A 15662-nucleotide genomic window follows, 5' to 3' on the forward strand; every position below is an offset into this window, starting at 1 on the left:
TAAAAATACTCACCCAACAAACAAATGATGAATTTGACACCCTCTCTTAATGTACGAAAATAATCGTACAATGACTATCTTTTAATTTTCGGGAACACCCTATGCAACAAGGAACTGGCCGCTAAAATCTGCGGTTCTAGTTCTCTTGATTTTCTTCAAAGACAGCTCTAATGCTGGTCAGACCCGGACGGTCAGACCAGGTTATTGATCAAATTTCTTTCTCAGTGCATCCAGGCTCGACTGGAAGCTGTTCTTTGGTTTATGGGTTACGGTAGTGCCCTTAGGCGTATTAGTCCGGGGTCTTTGTTCCGTTTTATTTTCATCTTTCATGCTTAGCGCAATACGTTTGCGGCCAGCATCTACCTCCAGCACGGTTACCATCACTTTCTGGTTCAGCTTTACCACTTCATTAGGGTCGCTCACATATTTATTCGCTAAATGAGAAACATGCACCAGGCCATCCTGCTTTACACCTACATCCACAAAAGCGCCAAAATTGGTAATATTGGTAATAATACCCGGCACGTTCATTCCCGGCTTCAGATCATTCATGGTTGTCAATCCTTCTGCAAAGCGGAACTCCTCAATAGTATCTCTCGGATCCCGCCCGGGCTTTTCCAGCTCCTTCAAAATATCTTCTACAGTATACACTCCCGCAGTTTCACTGATAAAATCCCTGGCATTGATTTGTTTTCGAACATCGGGTTTTGCAATGATATCGCTTACGGTGCAACTCAGCTTCTTGGCCATCTCTTCCACGATACCATAGCTTTCCGGGTGCACTGCAGAATTATCCAGTGGGTTCTCTGCGTTTGGTATCCGCAAAAAGCCCGCACATTGCTCATAAGCTTTAGGTCCAAGCATAGATACTTTCAGCAATTCGCCGCGCGATGTAAATCTTCCGTTTTTATTGCGATACTCAACAATATTCTTGGCCGTTGTAGCGGTGAGGCCCGATACATAAGCCAGCAAATGTTTGCTGGCCGTATTTACATCAACACCAACATAATTCACACAGCTTTGCACTACATTATCCAGGCTATCTTTCAGCCGGTTCTGATTTACATCATGCTGATACTGCCCCACGCCAATGCTCTTGGCATCGATCTTTACCAATTCACTTAAAGGATCTAATAAACGGCGTCCGATACTGATAGCGCCGCGCACGGTAACATCTTCGTCAGGAAATTCTTCACGTGCTACCTCGCTTGCAGAATAAATAGAGGCTCCGCTTTCATTTACCATAAATATGGAAAGAGGTTTGCCAAAATCTATGCCCCGGACCAGCTTCTCCGTTTCCTTGCTGGCAGTACCGTTACCATAACCAATAGCTTCGATATTATATGTAGCCACCAGGTTTTTGATCGTGGCAATAGCACCATCCCACTCATTTTGCGGTGCATGAGGATATATTGTTGAGTATTTTAAGAAAGTCCCGTTTTCATCCAGGCAAACCACTTTACAACCGGTTCTGAAGCCCGGATCAATGGCCAGTACTCGTTTACTTCCCAAAGGCGAAGCCAGTAATAACTGGCGCAGGTTCTCTGCAAAAACACGGATCGCCTCTTCATCCGCAGCAGTTTTGCTGCTCATCCGGAACTCTGTTTCAATCGCCGGTTTCAGTAAGCGGCTGTACGCATCTTCTGTTGCCAAAGCCACCTCGCGACCTGCTTCACTAGAAGATTTTACAAACTCTTTTTTAAGCTCCCCAATAGCGGAATCCTTTTCTATAGAAATATCCATAATTAAAAAACCCTCTTTTTCTCCACGGCGAATAGCCAGCAACCGGTGCGAAGGACAATCGGTCAAAGGTTCTTTAAAATCAAAATAATCCCGGTATTTCTGTGCTTCTTCTGTTTCCTTTTTTGTAGTAAGCACACGAGCGGCAATAGCGGCATTTTCCTGGAACATAGATCGCACCAGCATCCTGGCCTGTTCGCTTTCTGATATCCATTCAGCAATAATGTCTCTTGCGCCCTGTAACGCTTCTGCTTTATCTTTTACCTGCTCATTGATAAAGCCGGTAGCCGTTTCTTCCGAAATATTTTTATCCTGGGCAAAAATTAATTGTGCCAAAGGTTCTAATCCTTTTTCGATAGCCACAGTGGCCCTGGTTTTGCGTTTGGGCTTATAGGGCAGGTAAATATCTTCCAGCTCCGTTGCAGCAATACAGTTCTCGATACGGAGCTTTAATTCGGGCGTAAGCTTACCAGCAGCTTCTATAGTTTTCACCACCGTCTCTTTGCGCTTGATCAACTCATCGTAGTACTTAATTTTATCTATTACATTTCCTACCTGTACCTCATCCATATTACCGGTAGCTTCTTTCCGGTACCGGCTGATAAACGGGATAGTAGCTCCCTCTTCGTGTAATTGTAGCACATTGGTTACATTTTTTAAAGGCAGCGATAAATCGGTAGCTATTTGCTGTATATATTTTAGATCCATCTTTAAATTTTAAGTTCCGGTAATTTTACCGGGATGCAAATGTAACAGCCTGTAAAAAACAAAAAAATATTTTTTGAAAGCAGTTTTCCCCATATTGGTTGCAGGTTCCTAGTTTCAGGTTACTGGATGCTGGTTTCTAGATTGTGTAGACTCTTGAATATTGATTTATTGAAAATTGATTATTGAATATTTCGCGCTTGCTGTATAGAATACCCGAACACTCAATACTCAATGTTCAACAATCAATGCTCATAGAGTTAAAAGTTTCAGGTTCCAAGTTCAAAATTTGTGTTATTCAAGACATTAGATGTTAGTACTTAGACCTCAGACTGTAACCAGTAACTTGAAACCTGTAACCTGTATTCAGCATCGAAATAACTTATTCATACACAATTTCTGCATCCCCGCCCACCGGGAAGCCCTGGCAGGTAAGTACCCGGCCTTTCGCAATTTCCTCATCGGTCAGCACCTCGTTATAAGCCATCCAGATGGTACCGGAAATGCAGGTAGCCACACAACTTCCGCAACGGCCTGCTTCGCAGCTATAAGGAACGGCAATTTGCCCTGCTTTAGCCGATGCTGTAATACTTTTAGGATATTGGACCTGAACCGAATATACTTTGCTGCCCACATGCAATGTAACCCAATGCGGGTTTGTATCTGGAGGCACGGGCAATCTTTCAGGCGGCAAAGGGTTAAAATCTTCTTTAAATATCTGTGTATTATTAATACCATTGTTCCGTAACGAGATCGTGGCCATCAGCATATAATCAAACGGGCCGCAAATATAAAACAGGATATTGCTCTTGTCTATGCCGCTAAAGTTTTTATCCATAAGATGAGTTAACAACCAGTGACTGAGCCGGCTTTGATATACGTCCAGCTTGTAACTATACATAAAATGGATATGGAACCTATGGCTGTATAAATTCTTTAAGCGTTTTAGCGCTTCAAGAAAAATGGCCTCCGATTCGTTCCGGTTGCTGTAAAACAGGAATATCTTCTGCTCCGTGGTAAGCAAAAGGGTTTTAATCATAGAAAAGCAGGGTGTAATACCACTTCCGGCAGCAAGAAAGCAAAATATTTTTTCTCTTGTTTTTTCGGGAAGGACAAAAAAACCACTAATACCGGATGTGTATAATATATCGCCCGGTTTTGTTTTATAAACCAACCACCGGGAAAACTCGCCGTTATCCAGTTTTTTTACTGTAACAGATAAGGGTTCTCCGGCAGCGGGCGTTGAAGTGATGGAATAAGAGCGACGCTGCTCTCCATTTTTTGTATAAAAGACGAATGTAATGAACTGGCCCGACCGATAACGCGGCTGCCAGTCGTCTAAAGGCTTTAATATTAAGGTGCGGGCATCGGCAGCTTCTGTGCTTATGTCCGTCACTTCCACCCTCCTGATAATACTGGCATCCATTGCAGGAAGATACATTAAAAGTTATTATCTCAGCCAGGCCCTGGGATCTATATTACGCTCTTCGATCATTAAAATAAAATCGAGCTTGCCGCTGCCGGTTTCCTCATCGGCCGCAACGGTACCGATCGTTTGTCCGCGGGCGACAGCCGTACCCTTGCTCACGTTAACGGATGCAAGATTACTATATGCTGTAAAATACTTCCCATGTCTTAACACAACAAAAGAAGTGCTGCCCACCCTTGATACACTCACCACTTCTCCATTAAATACCGCTCTCACAGCCGCCCCTACCTGTGCGGTATAGGTTACGCCCGGGTTATCACCTACAATATCGGGACCTACTCCTTCGATTTTATAACGGCCAAAACCTAAGGTAATCACCCCTTCTACAGGCGAAGGTAATTTGCCCCGGTTTTGGGAAAAGTCGCTGTTCAACGCAATATCATCTGCCTTATAATTCAGGTAACCACCTTCAGGAGGCTTATTAGATACTACAACTGCCGGAGGAGGTGGTTGCCTGTTTTTCGCAATAGCAATAGGATCTGTATTAGCGACAATAGTGTTATTAGAAGCCGGCACATTACGTACAGCACCTGTTTTGCCCGCTCCTACCGGGTCAAATTTCAGCTCCCTGGATGGTGGGGCAACAGTCGTCGCTGGTTCTTCTGCCGGTGATGCAGGCGCTGCAGAAGGTATAACGGCTTTTGCACCTGCCAGCGCTTTTTCTGCTTCCATTTCCCTCTCACGGGCCCATGCTTCCTGCCGGGCCTTAGCCTCTGCTGCTGCCCGCTGCCTGGCTTCTTCCTGTGCTATTTTTTTAGCTTCTGCAATCTCCTGCCTTACCACAGCAGCAATACCGGCCTTAAGCTGTTTATCTTCCTGCTGTTTTTTCGCGATCTGTTTTTGTAAAGAACCTGCCTGCGACAGCAATACTTTTGCCACCGAGTCCTTCTCTGTCTTCTGCTGTTCCAGCACATTGTATTCATTGGTCCGGGACACCAGGGCTCCTTTTTTATGCTCTTTGCTGGCCACCTGTTGCGAATACCGCTTGTCTATAAGATTGCGTGTTTTAATAATATCATCCATCTGCTTTTCCCGGTAACCACGATAGCTTTTTAAATACGCTACGCGCTTTACCGCATCGTTAAAACTGTTGGCAGAAAATATAAAATTAAGATAGTCATAATTGCTCCGGTTTTTATAGGCATACACCACTGTTCGGGCATAATGGGCTTTTAGTGTATCCATCTGGCTCTTGAGGCGCTTTATTTCTATAGCGCTGTAATAAATATCATCATCTATCAGCCTGATCTCCTTCCCTATATTATTAATATATTTTTCCTGGACTTCTATTTTTTTATTGAGTGCAGCCAATTGGTGCAGGTTGTTGGAACTTTGTCCTTTTACAGCATCATAAGCCTCCTGTATTTGCCTGAGCTCTAACTGCAGCTTTCTGCGTTCCTCCTCCATTGCTGTTTTGTCGCTGGTTTTTTGGGCCGATACGGCGGGTGCCGCAAGCAACAAAACCAGCAATAGTGAAACTGCTAACTGCATCGGGTAATGTAGGCTTGTGGTGGAAAGCCGAAGCATATAATGCGTACTGACGGACGGGTTATTGAGGCAGGAGCAGGCGTCAGAATGCTTTCTCCGGTGAGAAAATGCAGCCTGATAACTATTGAGCGACAGTTGTACTAAAGCCTGGTATATCATATTGTAGCCTGCGTGTTATTTTTGAGTATATCCTGATGGTACCGAAAAAGGAGTGCTTACCTGCCCGTCAAACTCATATGATCTAAAATTAAGTTTTATGGTAATATTGGTTTTATAGCTTACGTTAATATCCCTGCGGGTAGAAAAATTACGCCCGGCTACGCTTGTGTAATTGCTATACGCCAGCTGCGCACTCCTGTTCGTGGAGGGATCTACATCACTCAACCTACTTACCGAAGGCAGATATCCGGGCATTAAAACAGTGAGCAGGTTTTTGAAGTTGGCATCCTGGGAAGTAACTAGATAATCAGTTCCTTCTTTGGTAAGGCTGGCATTGTCTTTATTTACGAATACTACATTCCCGATCAACAGGTTCTGCAAGGTGGCAAAATCCACCGGCAGGCCTATTTTATCCTGCAGATAGGCAAGGCTGGTGGCTATATACTCTTTTTGCAGCTTATTCAGGATCTTCACAGAATCTTTTGTAATTAATGCGCGCACCCCCTCAAATCCTAAAAGACCGGCAGACAGCCAGATGGCTTCATCTTTTTTTATTACCAGTTTAGCATTTACACTTTTGCCGTTACCCTTTCCATCATCAAAATCCACATCTACCTTCCCCGAAAAAGTTTTAAAATCAATATAATTCATTTTAGAAAGTACAGATGCTGCAGTTTCTTCTTCCTTGTCCAGTGCCGATGTAGTGTCAACAACCGGAGGCCGTTTTACCGTTTTTTTACTGGCGCTGCATGACGCAAGCACTGCTACTACAGCTATAAATAATATTTTTTTCATATTTAATTGTAACTTCATTCTCTATAATTTATTTCCCTAATCCTGTTCGTTCCGGTCATCCCGCTTTCTCAGGTTCCGGGATACGGATACCCACTTTCCAGTTTTCTGTTTTTCTATTTTTATTGCTTTCCTGTATGACCAAACCCTCCTGCTGCACGATCCGTTTCCGCAAGTGTATCAACAGGCACCCAGGTAATGAGTTCCACCTTTTGGATGACCATTTGAGCAATACGGTCACCGTTCTGGATAGTTTGAGGCTCATTGGATAAGTTAATTAAAATAACTTTTATTTCTCCCCTGTAATCCGCATCAATGGTGCCAGGTGTATTAAGGCAGGTTAAACCCTGTTTAATCGCGAGTCCGCTGCGCGGCCTGATCTGGGCCTCGAACCCCTCAGGTAATTCAATGAATAAACCGGTGGACACCAATGTCCTCTCCAGTGGTTGTAATACTATGTTTTCTTTAATAGACGCTCTTAAATCCATTCCGGATGCACCCGAGGTGGCGTAAGATGGTAAAGTGTGCTGCGATTGACTTACAATTTTAACTTCCAGTTGTGCCATAGGGGCAAAGATAGCCTGTTGAAGCTAAAGGCAAACACTGTTTTGAACAGGGAGGATATTTAACAAAATGTTGCGTAAGGCTAACAGCAATAAAAACTGTTTTCTTTTATAAAAAAGAAGGCGCTATGCCTTATATCTGTATGTTTTATGGCAGCGCTGAATACAGGTACCTGAAGCAACATCATGAGCCGGCAAATTCGCCAATGATAAGTTGAACTGATTGCTGCATCGGTCAACATTCATAAAGATGAATGGCTAATCGGAAATAGGAATATCCGGACAGCAGATGTTTAATTGAAGCATAAGGCCAACAAAACCACTGGTGCGGCAATCCATCCGGAAACCAGCATGTACGGTTTAAGAAACCGGGGCTTTCCTTAATAAAACCGTAGCGTACGCCACCAGGCCTTCCTCCCTGCCTACAAAACCCATGTGCTCTGTTGTAGTGGCTTTTACCGATACATCACCAGTTGTAATACTGCAAAGAGCTGCAATAACTTCCTGCATTGAGGTAACATAGGGTTTTATTTTCGGTTCCTGCAAGGTAAGACTAGAATCAATATTCACAATATCATACCCTTTGTCTTTCACAAGATCTACGCAATGCTTTAATAAAATTTTGCTGTCAATATTCCGGTACTTTTCGTCGGTATTGGGAAAATGGAGGCCAATATCGCCCAAAGCCAGCGCTCCCAGCAAGGCATCACAGATCGCATGTAATAAAACATCCGCATCGCTATGTCCCAGCGCTCCTTTTGTATGCGGAATTAATACGCCTCCAATCCACAGATCACGGCCTTCCACCAACTGATGAAAATCAATACCACTGCCAATTCTGAAACTCATAGTAAACAATTTGCGTCTAAAGATAAGCCCAAAATATTTTAAACGGCAAGGTTTAGCTATTTTTGCAGCTATGAACATCGATGAGCTTTACCGGGTTTATTTACAATATCCCCATGTGCAAACAGATACCAGGAAGCTGCAGGCCGGAGATATTTTTTTTGCACTCAAAGGGCCACATTTCAATGGTAACGCTTTCGCTAAAAACGCGCTGGAAGCTGGCGCAGTATATGCAGTAATTGACGAAAAGGAATTTGAGATCCCGGGCAAAACTATTTTGGTAACTAATGTTTTGAGCGCTTTGCAGCAATTAGCTCATCACCATCGGGATCAGTTTTCCATTCCTTTTATCGCTATTACAGGAAGCAATGGAAAAACAACGACCAAAGAATTGATCCATGCGGTATTAAGCGAAAAATATACGGTTTATACTACCGAGGGAAATCTGAACAACCATATAGGCATCCCGCTTACCCTTCTTAAAATAAAGAAAGATGCTGAAATAGCTGTGGTAGAAATGGGAGCCAACCATCTGCATGAAATTGAGAGCTACTGTCAAATAGCAGCACCTACACATGGCCTGATTACCAATTGTGGTAAAGCACACCTGGAAGGCTTTGGAAGCATTGAAGGTATCAGGAAAGGAAAGGGTGAGCTGTTTGATTATTTAAGAACACGGCGCGATGGAACGGCCTTCATTATGAAAGATTATGATTATCTGCAAACGATGAGCCTGGGTATCAGGAAAATAGTGACCTATGGCCACTCCAACGCAAATATTACCGGCAAAATAGAAAGTAGCGGTACCTTATTGGAAGCAGGTATTGATATTAACGGAACAGCAACTTCAATACAAACCCAATTAGTTGGCGCGTATAATTTACCCAATGTGCTGGCTGCAGTTGCTGTGGGCAACGAATTTGGTGTAAGCATCAACAACATTAAAACAGCTATTGAAAACTACAGGCCATCCAACAGCCGGTCGCAGTTAATAGAAAACGGAACCAACAAAATCATACTGGACGCCTACAATGCCAACCCCAGCAGTATGAAGCTGGCCATCGAGAATTTTTCAAAGATAGATGCCGGTAAAAAAGTGCTGATGCTGGGAGCAATGGCTGAGATGGGAACTGAAAGTGAAGCAGAACATCAGGCACTTATTAAGCAAATCACACAAAACAACTGGGATAAAGTAGTGCTCGTAGGCAAACCTTTCCTGCCGTTCAGGAATGGATTTATCTATTTTGATGATTCAGCAGCCGCAGCAGCATGGGCCGGTCAGCAAAATTTTGAACACAGCTATTTCCTGATAAAAGGCAGCCGCAGCTCGCTGATGGAAAAAATACTTACAGCAATCACAAAATAAGCATATCAAAATGGAACATGATCATAGAAAAGCAAAAAGAAGCTATCTGAGCGGAGTATTGGGGCTTTATTGCCCCCGTTGCCGCGAAGGGAAACTCTTTGAAAAACCGCTTAGCCTGAATTTTAAAGAGATCACCAAAATGAACAAAAGCTGCCCTGTATGCGGACAGCCAACCGAAATAGAAGTAGGTTTTTATTATGGTACCAGCTATGTGAGCTATATGCTTGCCATAGCCATGAGTGTGGCCAGCTTTATTGCCTGGTGGGTTATTATAGGATTTTCATTGAACGATAACCGCGTTTTTTACTGGATCATTTTTAATGCAGTGCTGCTTGCCGGCTTGCAGCCCTGGCTTATGCGTTTATCACGCAGCCTCTGGCTTTCGTGGTTTGTAAAGTATGACCCTTACTGGCATCAAACAGGGCCCAGTGATGTATCAGAAAGGATTAATAAGGATCAGGGAAATAACTGGTAAGATTACAAAGGAAACAGTTAGTGAATAGTGAGCAGGAAGTAGTGAATAGTGATGTATATAGTTCATAGTTAATGGTTCATAGCGCTGAGCCATAAATCCTGACCTTCTGGATGTCCTCATTTTGAAGGTATAGAATACGACTATGGAACTACAAATTCGGCAAAGCGAAGAAGGATTGCATCCAGGTGCAACTCACAACGCGAAGCCGCGAACTATGAACCACAACCATCAATTATGAACATTGTCATCTATCATCTGCCGCCCGGTGAACTAAGGTACCGTTCATCACTTTAATTGTTTTTGCAGGCGTTCCAGCAAGGCCTTTGTTTTAAGAATGCCCTCTTTTTCGGGCAGTTGACTGCCTTCATATTCGATACCCACATACCCTTTAAACCCAGACTCCTTTACAATCTTCATTATCTTATAATAATCGGTTTCAACACAATTACCTTTTTCATCAAAATCATAAGATTTGGCGCTTACTCCTTTTGCATAAGGCATGAGTTCCTGAGTTCCCTTATAACGATCATATTCATCAACACATATCTTCCAGTCTTTTGCATCACGTTTTACACAAAAATTACCGAAGTCAGGTAAAGTGCCTACGTTGGGCCTATTCACGCTCCTCATTACTCCGCTCAGCCAGCTGCCATCGGAGGAATAGCCTCCATGGTTTTCCACAATTACATTGATCTCTTCTTTTGCGGCATAGGCTCCCAAACGGGAAAGTCCGTCTATCGCGGCTTTAGCCACATCTTCCCGGCTTCCGTTGCCTGCCGCATTTACCCGTATCGTTCTACACCCCAGGTGTTTTGCCGCATTTACCCATTTGTAATGATTTTCTACAGCCTGCACTCTTTTCCTATCGTCCAGATCACCCAGCTCGCCTTCCCCGTCACACATGATCAGGTGATTTTTTACACCGTTGTCTTTACAGCGCTTTAGCAGCTCATTTAAATACTTTGTATCTTCTGCTTTATCCTTAAAGAAAGAATTGACATACTCTACGATGCTGATACCGAATTCCCTTTTAGCTACTCCCGGAAAATCGAGGTTGTCCATTTCTTTGGCAAAGAGCGCTTTATGCAAAGACCACTGGGCAAGCGATATCTCAAAAAATGGTTTGGCCGTATTAACAGAAAGCACCTCTTTACCGAAAGCAGGTAATATGCCGGCACCTGCCGCAAAAACAGACATCTGTCTTAAAAACATTTTTCTTTTCATTATTATACGTTTAGATATTAAATTTATTTAATGATTAATAACCAGCCTTTATTTTTTTCTACCGGAATCTCTTCTCCGGCCATGAACGTTTTAGCCGGCTGAAAATTATCAATAGCCGGCGCTATAATAGTCACTTTTGAAGGGTTTATCCCCAACCCGCTCCAATTAATATCCAGTTTAATATTTACATTGCTATCAGCCCAACTTGCAATTGATATCAATGCAGCGCCCGGTTTTTTATAAACCGTCGCCAGTACCTTTTCATTACCGGTCTTAACCGGGCAGCGAGGTACCCAGTACCCTATCATTTCGCTGCCTTTTATTCCAAAATCATCCCATACTTTCCATATGGGGCGGGGGTCTGCATTATTACTCCAGGGCATACGGCTGGTCATACCGTATAACAGGCCCCTCCAGGCGTTTCCTCCATCCTGCAGCATTTCTCCCATCAGCCCAAAAGGAATCCCGCTTACTTCAGTCAGGTAAAAATCAGGGCCGTTCTGCTCATAATCAAAATATTCACCAAACCATAATCGGTCCAGGTAAGGAAAATGCTCCATATACAGATTGGCGCTGTTATTAAACCCGTCATTTTTATTGAACTGATTAGCTGAATGCAGATCGATCATTCCAGAATGGCCATCTTGTGTGAGCACACGCTTAATACGCTTCATTGTGATCCTGTCAAACGCCACGTCATCTAAATAAATACCATCAATACCCACATTGTTCACCAGCCAGTTCATCCCTTCTACATAATAGTTGTGCCAGCGGCTCATACCACTGTTCACAATAGCTGCATCTTTTATCTCCGGCACAAACCAGGCAGCTATATAATCCTTACCGATATGCTCCTGCAGCCAGCTAAACCCACCGCCCGGCCCCGGTGAATAAATTTCATGACCCAGGCTCCTCAGCGGAAATGTTTCATAAGCCTTATCCGACAGTTCGCGCACCGTATTATATATTTTCACTTTTAATCCCAAAGCATGGGCACTATCGATATATGCCTTCATTTTCCTCCATTCAATGAAAGGGTAATTAATATACGGATTGATAGGGGTAGCATGATGAATGTTCACCACCGTAGCGCCAGTAGCCTTAATACTATTGAGCGGGCCGTATTTATGAAAAAATCGGGTTTGCCACTGGAAATCTGTATTGATGGTATGAAACGGCGTAATCAGCAGGTTAAAATTATAATACAGCGTATCGCCTTTCTTCATGCTGCGCGCCCCATTATAAGCATTTATTAAAACAGAACTTCCCTTTTTAAAGACATCAATACCCCCTCTACCGTTATTTCCCCATGAAGCAGGCAGCAGCAGGGGCTTCTGCAAATAAAAATTAGTATTTAGCGGGCGTACATAATGTTCATCGCGAAGAGAAAATTGCAGCCCGGCATTTACACTTCCGATCCATCCTCCATCCTGGTTTTTGTTGGCCACATCCCATTTCCATAAAACGGAATCGGGACGGTTCCCTCCTTTTTGGCCAAGTCCCATAAAATATTGGGCCAGTCCCGGCGTTACAGGAATATGAAAGTTAATATTGTTAAAGGCTACGTCCTTCAAAGCTGTAAGCTTTACCGTGTAAGAAAGAAAGCCATCAAACTCCAGCGTTGCATCTACTTTCATCTCCATAGCCGCAGATGTATTTACAGCCTGCCATTGAGCCGTACCCGCATCTTTTCGTAAAAACCTTACCCCGCTGCTTTTCCATTGAACGTCTTTTTTAGAGCTGCTTTCTATAAAATGGAAGTGAACCGGTTCAATCAGCAGATTATTGGGGATTGTATCTGTTGCTGTCATTTCTGGCTTAAAAAAACTTTGTATCTGCGCAGGGAAACCATCTTTATTAATCAGCACTTTTCTGCCTAAAATAGCTACTGAGTTATCAGTAACCTGTAACGGTGTGTAAGGCGCTATTACGGTATTATCCTGAGCCAGTGCAGAATTGAGCCATTTCAACCGGGTTTGCTTTTGAGGCTCGCTTATGCCGCCATCGCTAACCGTTTTATTTTTTACAACAATAGTCAGCACAATCGTTTGCGGAGCTCCCCCTTCTACCTGCACCGTTGCCCTGCCCTTATAGGCTCCTGCGGGTGCGTGTACAGGCACATCTACTGCACACCACATAGGCTGTATGGTTCCTGAAGAAACATTTACGGTTCTTATCATTGGAAAGCCTTTATAATCCACACCACCTGTATTGATACAGTGAATATCTTTTGCCCGAATTATATTTCCGCCTGTAGTTCTCAGGTCCGAAAATTTCACCCGTGCATTCTTTATATCCTGTAAAGCATAAACACCCAGTTGAAATGCCAGATATGCTCCTTTTGCAGCTGTATCAATAAAGCTATGCCTGATACCCTGCCGCACCCATCTTTCGGGCAGATAGTCTGCCATTCTTATTGGATGCATACGATCTTCCGGAAATACTATATAATCATTACGGCCCGAAGCTTTAATCAACTTTTGGGTCTCATCTTTTGTTGCAATGATTTCCATCGGGTAAAAACTATTAAAAGCATCGATAGATTCGTATGCTTTTATATCCGCTGCTCCAACTGCCTTTCGTAACATGGTTTGTTTGATCCAGGCGGCATCTGCAGTTGCTGCAGGTTTCAAATACACACTCGTGGGATAGTTCGGGCGACCTTCTTTTTTGTAGGGCATATAGTAGGCATAGTAGGTACCCGGCCCTGCAGCTGGCTCAAATAATATATTTCCTGATTCATTATCTGCCTGTAATACTTTAACATTTTTAACAGGCAGTGTGCCTTTTTCAGCAATAACCATCACCTGTTTGCCGGCAGGCTCGTCATCATGCCGGCGCCAGGGAATAATTACATGAGACACATGGCTGTTCTTTGCAAACTCCTGAGGGCTAAGATGAAATACAAAACGATGATTTCCCAATGAATCAGCATTCCACTGACTGCCACCGCTGGTATATTTTATTGGCTGCGCATGAGCGACCACACAAAACAATGCGAACAGGATAAAAAAAGAATATTTCATTCGTATAAATTTATTTTAGCCAGGGTTATACATCCCGTCACAGGCAGGCACCTCCTTTCTTTAAGTCTATCAAGGATAGCCAGGTAAAAATCGGGCAGGCGCGAAACTGAATGTTTCATTCGCTAAAATTATTGATTGTTGCGAAACTGAATAATATTTGTTAATCATTTGTCAAGAAATCTCCATGTATTTTTTTGATTTTTGTAAGTCAAAAAGATTGTTTACTTTAGAAATGAAAACAAAGCTTTTTTTAACTTCAAAGAATTTTTTATGGAAACAACTAATATCAATTTTCCCCAGGATGAACTACAGGTAACAAGATTAGACGATCTTTCAGGAACTGCCGGTGCCTACGATGGAGACGGTGACGGCGATGGAGATGGTGGTGCCGATGGTGGAGATGGCGCCGATGGTGATGGTGGTGCTGACGGAGATGGAGGCGCCGATGGCGATGGTGGCGCTGACGGGGATGGTGGTGCCGATGGCGATGGAACCGGGGCCTGATCTTCCTGCTATTTAAACAAAAACTTTAAAAAGCCGCAGTAAACATTTATTTTCTGCGGCTTTTTTTGCATTTTGCATCCCTCATAATAACCGATCATGAATAATTTTTTTAAAAATATTGTAGCGCCCTGTTCTGTTGAAGATTTTTTTGACCAGTATCACGAAAAAGATATCCTGCATATCAAAAGAAATGACGAAACCTATTATAAAAACATCCTAACCTCAAAAGAAATTTCCGATTATCTGGACCGGCAGGATATTTTTTATCCTTCGGTAAGGATCGTGAAAAACGGGAAAGAAATACCTCATGCGGAGTACACTCTTAAAAGTACGCCTATCGGCCATCACCGCAAAGATGGTATTATTAATACAGATAAAGCATTTGCCCTGTTTAATAACGGCGCAACCTTTGTGATACAGGCGGGCCAGAGATATTTCAATAACCTTTCCCACTGCTGCCTCGAACTCTCACAAAAGTTCAATTCGCCTGTGCAGGCCAATTTATATATTACGCCCGATAAATCGCAGGGCTTTAACCCGCATTGGGACACTCACGACGTTTTTGTTCTGCAGATCTCAGGTACTAAAACATGGCATTTATATGGATTTGAAAAAGAGCTGCCTACCAAAAACCAGGCTTTTGTAAGCAAAGGGTATGAAAAAGAACCTATCCAAACTATTCAGCTATACCCCGGCGACTTTCTTTATGTGCCCCGCGGCTATGTGCATGATGCTATAGCCGATGATGGTATTTCATCGCATATCACTATTGGTATTTTATCTTTTACATGGGCAAGATATTTTAATGAAATTTTTCCGCAGCTGGAAGAGTTCAAAACGTTCAGGGAAGCGGTTCCTTTCTGGAAAGAAGACCTTTCTTCTATAATAAAAGAAAAGACAGAAGCGCTTAAACAACAACTTTCAGCGCTCGATTTTGATAAAGGAATTGAAAGACTGAATAAAAGTTACAGGACAGCGCAGCCGCAGCCGGTACATCATTATTTTGAAAGCATTCGCGAGGCAAATAAAATTTCTGCGGGCACCCGGCTGGCACTGAATGATGGAGTTATTTACCTCTTTGCTAAAAAGGAGGACGGCTATGAGTTACAGTTCTTTGGTAAGTCGATCCGGTTTCCGGATACTGCAAAACCTGCATTGGATTTCATTTTCACCAACAAAAAATTTATTTTAAAAGATCTGCCTGCACCAGCCGATACAGCAAAAGAGCTGGCTATTCAACTTATAAGAGAAAGTGTTGTTTATATTGAAGAACTATAAAAACAGC

Annotated in this window: 13 protein-coding genes; 4 read left to right on the forward strand and 9 right to left on the reverse strand. The window is 43.1% G+C overall.

Annotation, left to right across the window (positions count from 1 at the left end; translation table 11 throughout):
• Positions 1 to 201 precede the first annotated feature (201 nt).
• The 6 genes from ACYVBM_RS09445 to ispF all read right to left on the reverse strand — a co-directional run bounded on the left by ACYVBM_RS09445 (position 202) and on the right by ispF (position 7785).
• On the reverse strand, positions 202 to 2448 hold the full coding sequence (locus ACYVBM_RS09445) for a Tex family protein (RefSeq protein WP_460685403.1): 2247 nt from the start codon (positions 2446 to 2448) through the stop codon (positions 202 to 204).
• Between the two features lie 379 nt (positions 2449 to 2827).
• A complete protein-coding gene (locus tag ACYVBM_RS09450) occupies positions 2828 to 3886 on the reverse strand; it encodes a flavin reductase family protein (protein ID WP_460685404.1) in 1059 nt (352 codons plus the stop codon).
• Between the two features lie 9 nt (positions 3887 to 3895).
• Positions 3896 to 5425, reverse strand: coding sequence for a murein hydrolase activator EnvC family protein (locus tag ACYVBM_RS09455; RefSeq protein WP_460685405.1), 1530 nt, complete (start codon positions 5423 to 5425; stop codon positions 3896 to 3898).
• Positions 5426 to 5596: 171 nt separating this feature from the next.
• On the reverse strand, positions 5597 to 6394 hold the full coding sequence (locus ACYVBM_RS09460) for a DUF4292 domain-containing protein (protein ID WP_460685406.1): 798 nt from the start codon (positions 6392 to 6394) through the stop codon (positions 5597 to 5599).
• A gap of 101 nt (positions 6395 to 6495) precedes the next feature.
• On the reverse strand, positions 6496 to 6939 hold the full coding sequence (gene dut / locus ACYVBM_RS09465) for a dUTP diphosphatase (protein ID WP_460685407.1): 444 nt from the start codon (positions 6937 to 6939) through the stop codon (positions 6496 to 6498).
• Between the two features lie 357 nt (positions 6940 to 7296).
• The gene (gene ispF / locus ACYVBM_RS09470) at positions 7297 to 7785 is read right to left on the reverse strand and encodes a 2-C-methyl-D-erythritol 2,4-cyclodiphosphate synthase (protein WP_460685408.1); all 489 of its coding nucleotides are present in this window, start codon (positions 7783 to 7785) and stop codon (positions 7297 to 7299) included.
• 70 nt (positions 7786 to 7855) lie between these two features.
• On the opposite strand from ispF, the gene ACYVBM_RS09475 reads away from it, so the two are divergent.
• Both ACYVBM_RS09475 and ACYVBM_RS09480 read left to right on the forward strand, forming a co-directional pair.
• A complete protein-coding gene (locus ACYVBM_RS09475; protein ID WP_460685409.1) occupies positions 7856 to 9148 on the forward strand; it encodes a UDP-N-acetylmuramoyl-tripeptide--D-alanyl-D-alanine ligase in 1293 nt (430 codons plus the stop codon).
• Positions 9149 to 9158: 10 nt separating this feature from the next.
• Positions 9159 to 9623 carry a DUF983 domain-containing protein gene (locus tag ACYVBM_RS09480; RefSeq protein ID WP_460685410.1) on the forward strand — a complete coding sequence of 155 codons (465 nt, stop codon included), beginning with the start codon at positions 9159 to 9161 and terminating at the stop codon, positions 9621 to 9623.
• A 285-nt stretch (positions 9624 to 9908) separates the two neighbouring features.
• Here the strand turns inward: ACYVBM_RS09480 and ACYVBM_RS09485 are convergent, their stop codons facing one another.
• From ACYVBM_RS09485 to ACYVBM_RS09495, 3 genes are read right to left on the reverse strand one after another with little or no spacing between them, the layout of a single operon-like run.
• Complete coding sequence (locus ACYVBM_RS09485) at positions 9909 to 10847, reverse strand: sugar phosphate isomerase/epimerase family protein (RefSeq protein WP_460685411.1); 939 nt, start codon at positions 10845 to 10847, stop codon at positions 9909 to 9911.
• Between the two features lie 23 nt (positions 10848 to 10870).
• Positions 10871 to 13873, reverse strand: a complete 3003-nt coding sequence (locus ACYVBM_RS09490) for a glycoside hydrolase domain-containing protein (protein WP_460685412.1) — start codon at positions 13871 to 13873, stop codon at positions 10871 to 10873.
• Positions 13870 to 13992 carry a hypothetical protein gene (locus tag ACYVBM_RS09495; RefSeq protein WP_460685413.1) on the reverse strand — a complete coding sequence of 41 codons (123 nt, stop codon included), beginning with the start codon at positions 13990 to 13992 and terminating at the stop codon, positions 13870 to 13872. The genes ACYVBM_RS09490 and ACYVBM_RS09495 overlap by 4 nt, the downstream gene beginning before the upstream one ends.
• A 151-nt stretch (positions 13993 to 14143) precedes the next feature.
• Between ACYVBM_RS09495 and ACYVBM_RS09500 the strand changes: the two genes are divergently transcribed.
• Together ACYVBM_RS09500 and ACYVBM_RS09505 are read left to right on the forward strand one after the other, a co-directional pair.
• On the forward strand, positions 14144 to 14377 hold the full coding sequence (locus ACYVBM_RS09500; RefSeq protein WP_460685414.1) for a hypothetical protein: 234 nt from the start codon (positions 14144 to 14146) through the stop codon (positions 14375 to 14377).
• A gap of 96 nt (positions 14378 to 14473) precedes the next feature.
• Positions 14474 to 15655, forward strand: a complete 1182-nt coding sequence (locus ACYVBM_RS09505) for a cupin domain-containing protein (RefSeq protein ID WP_460685415.1) — start codon at positions 14474 to 14476, stop codon at positions 15653 to 15655.
• Positions 15656 to 15662: the final 7 nt, after the last annotated feature.

The organism is Niabella aquatica (assembly GCF_054779315.1).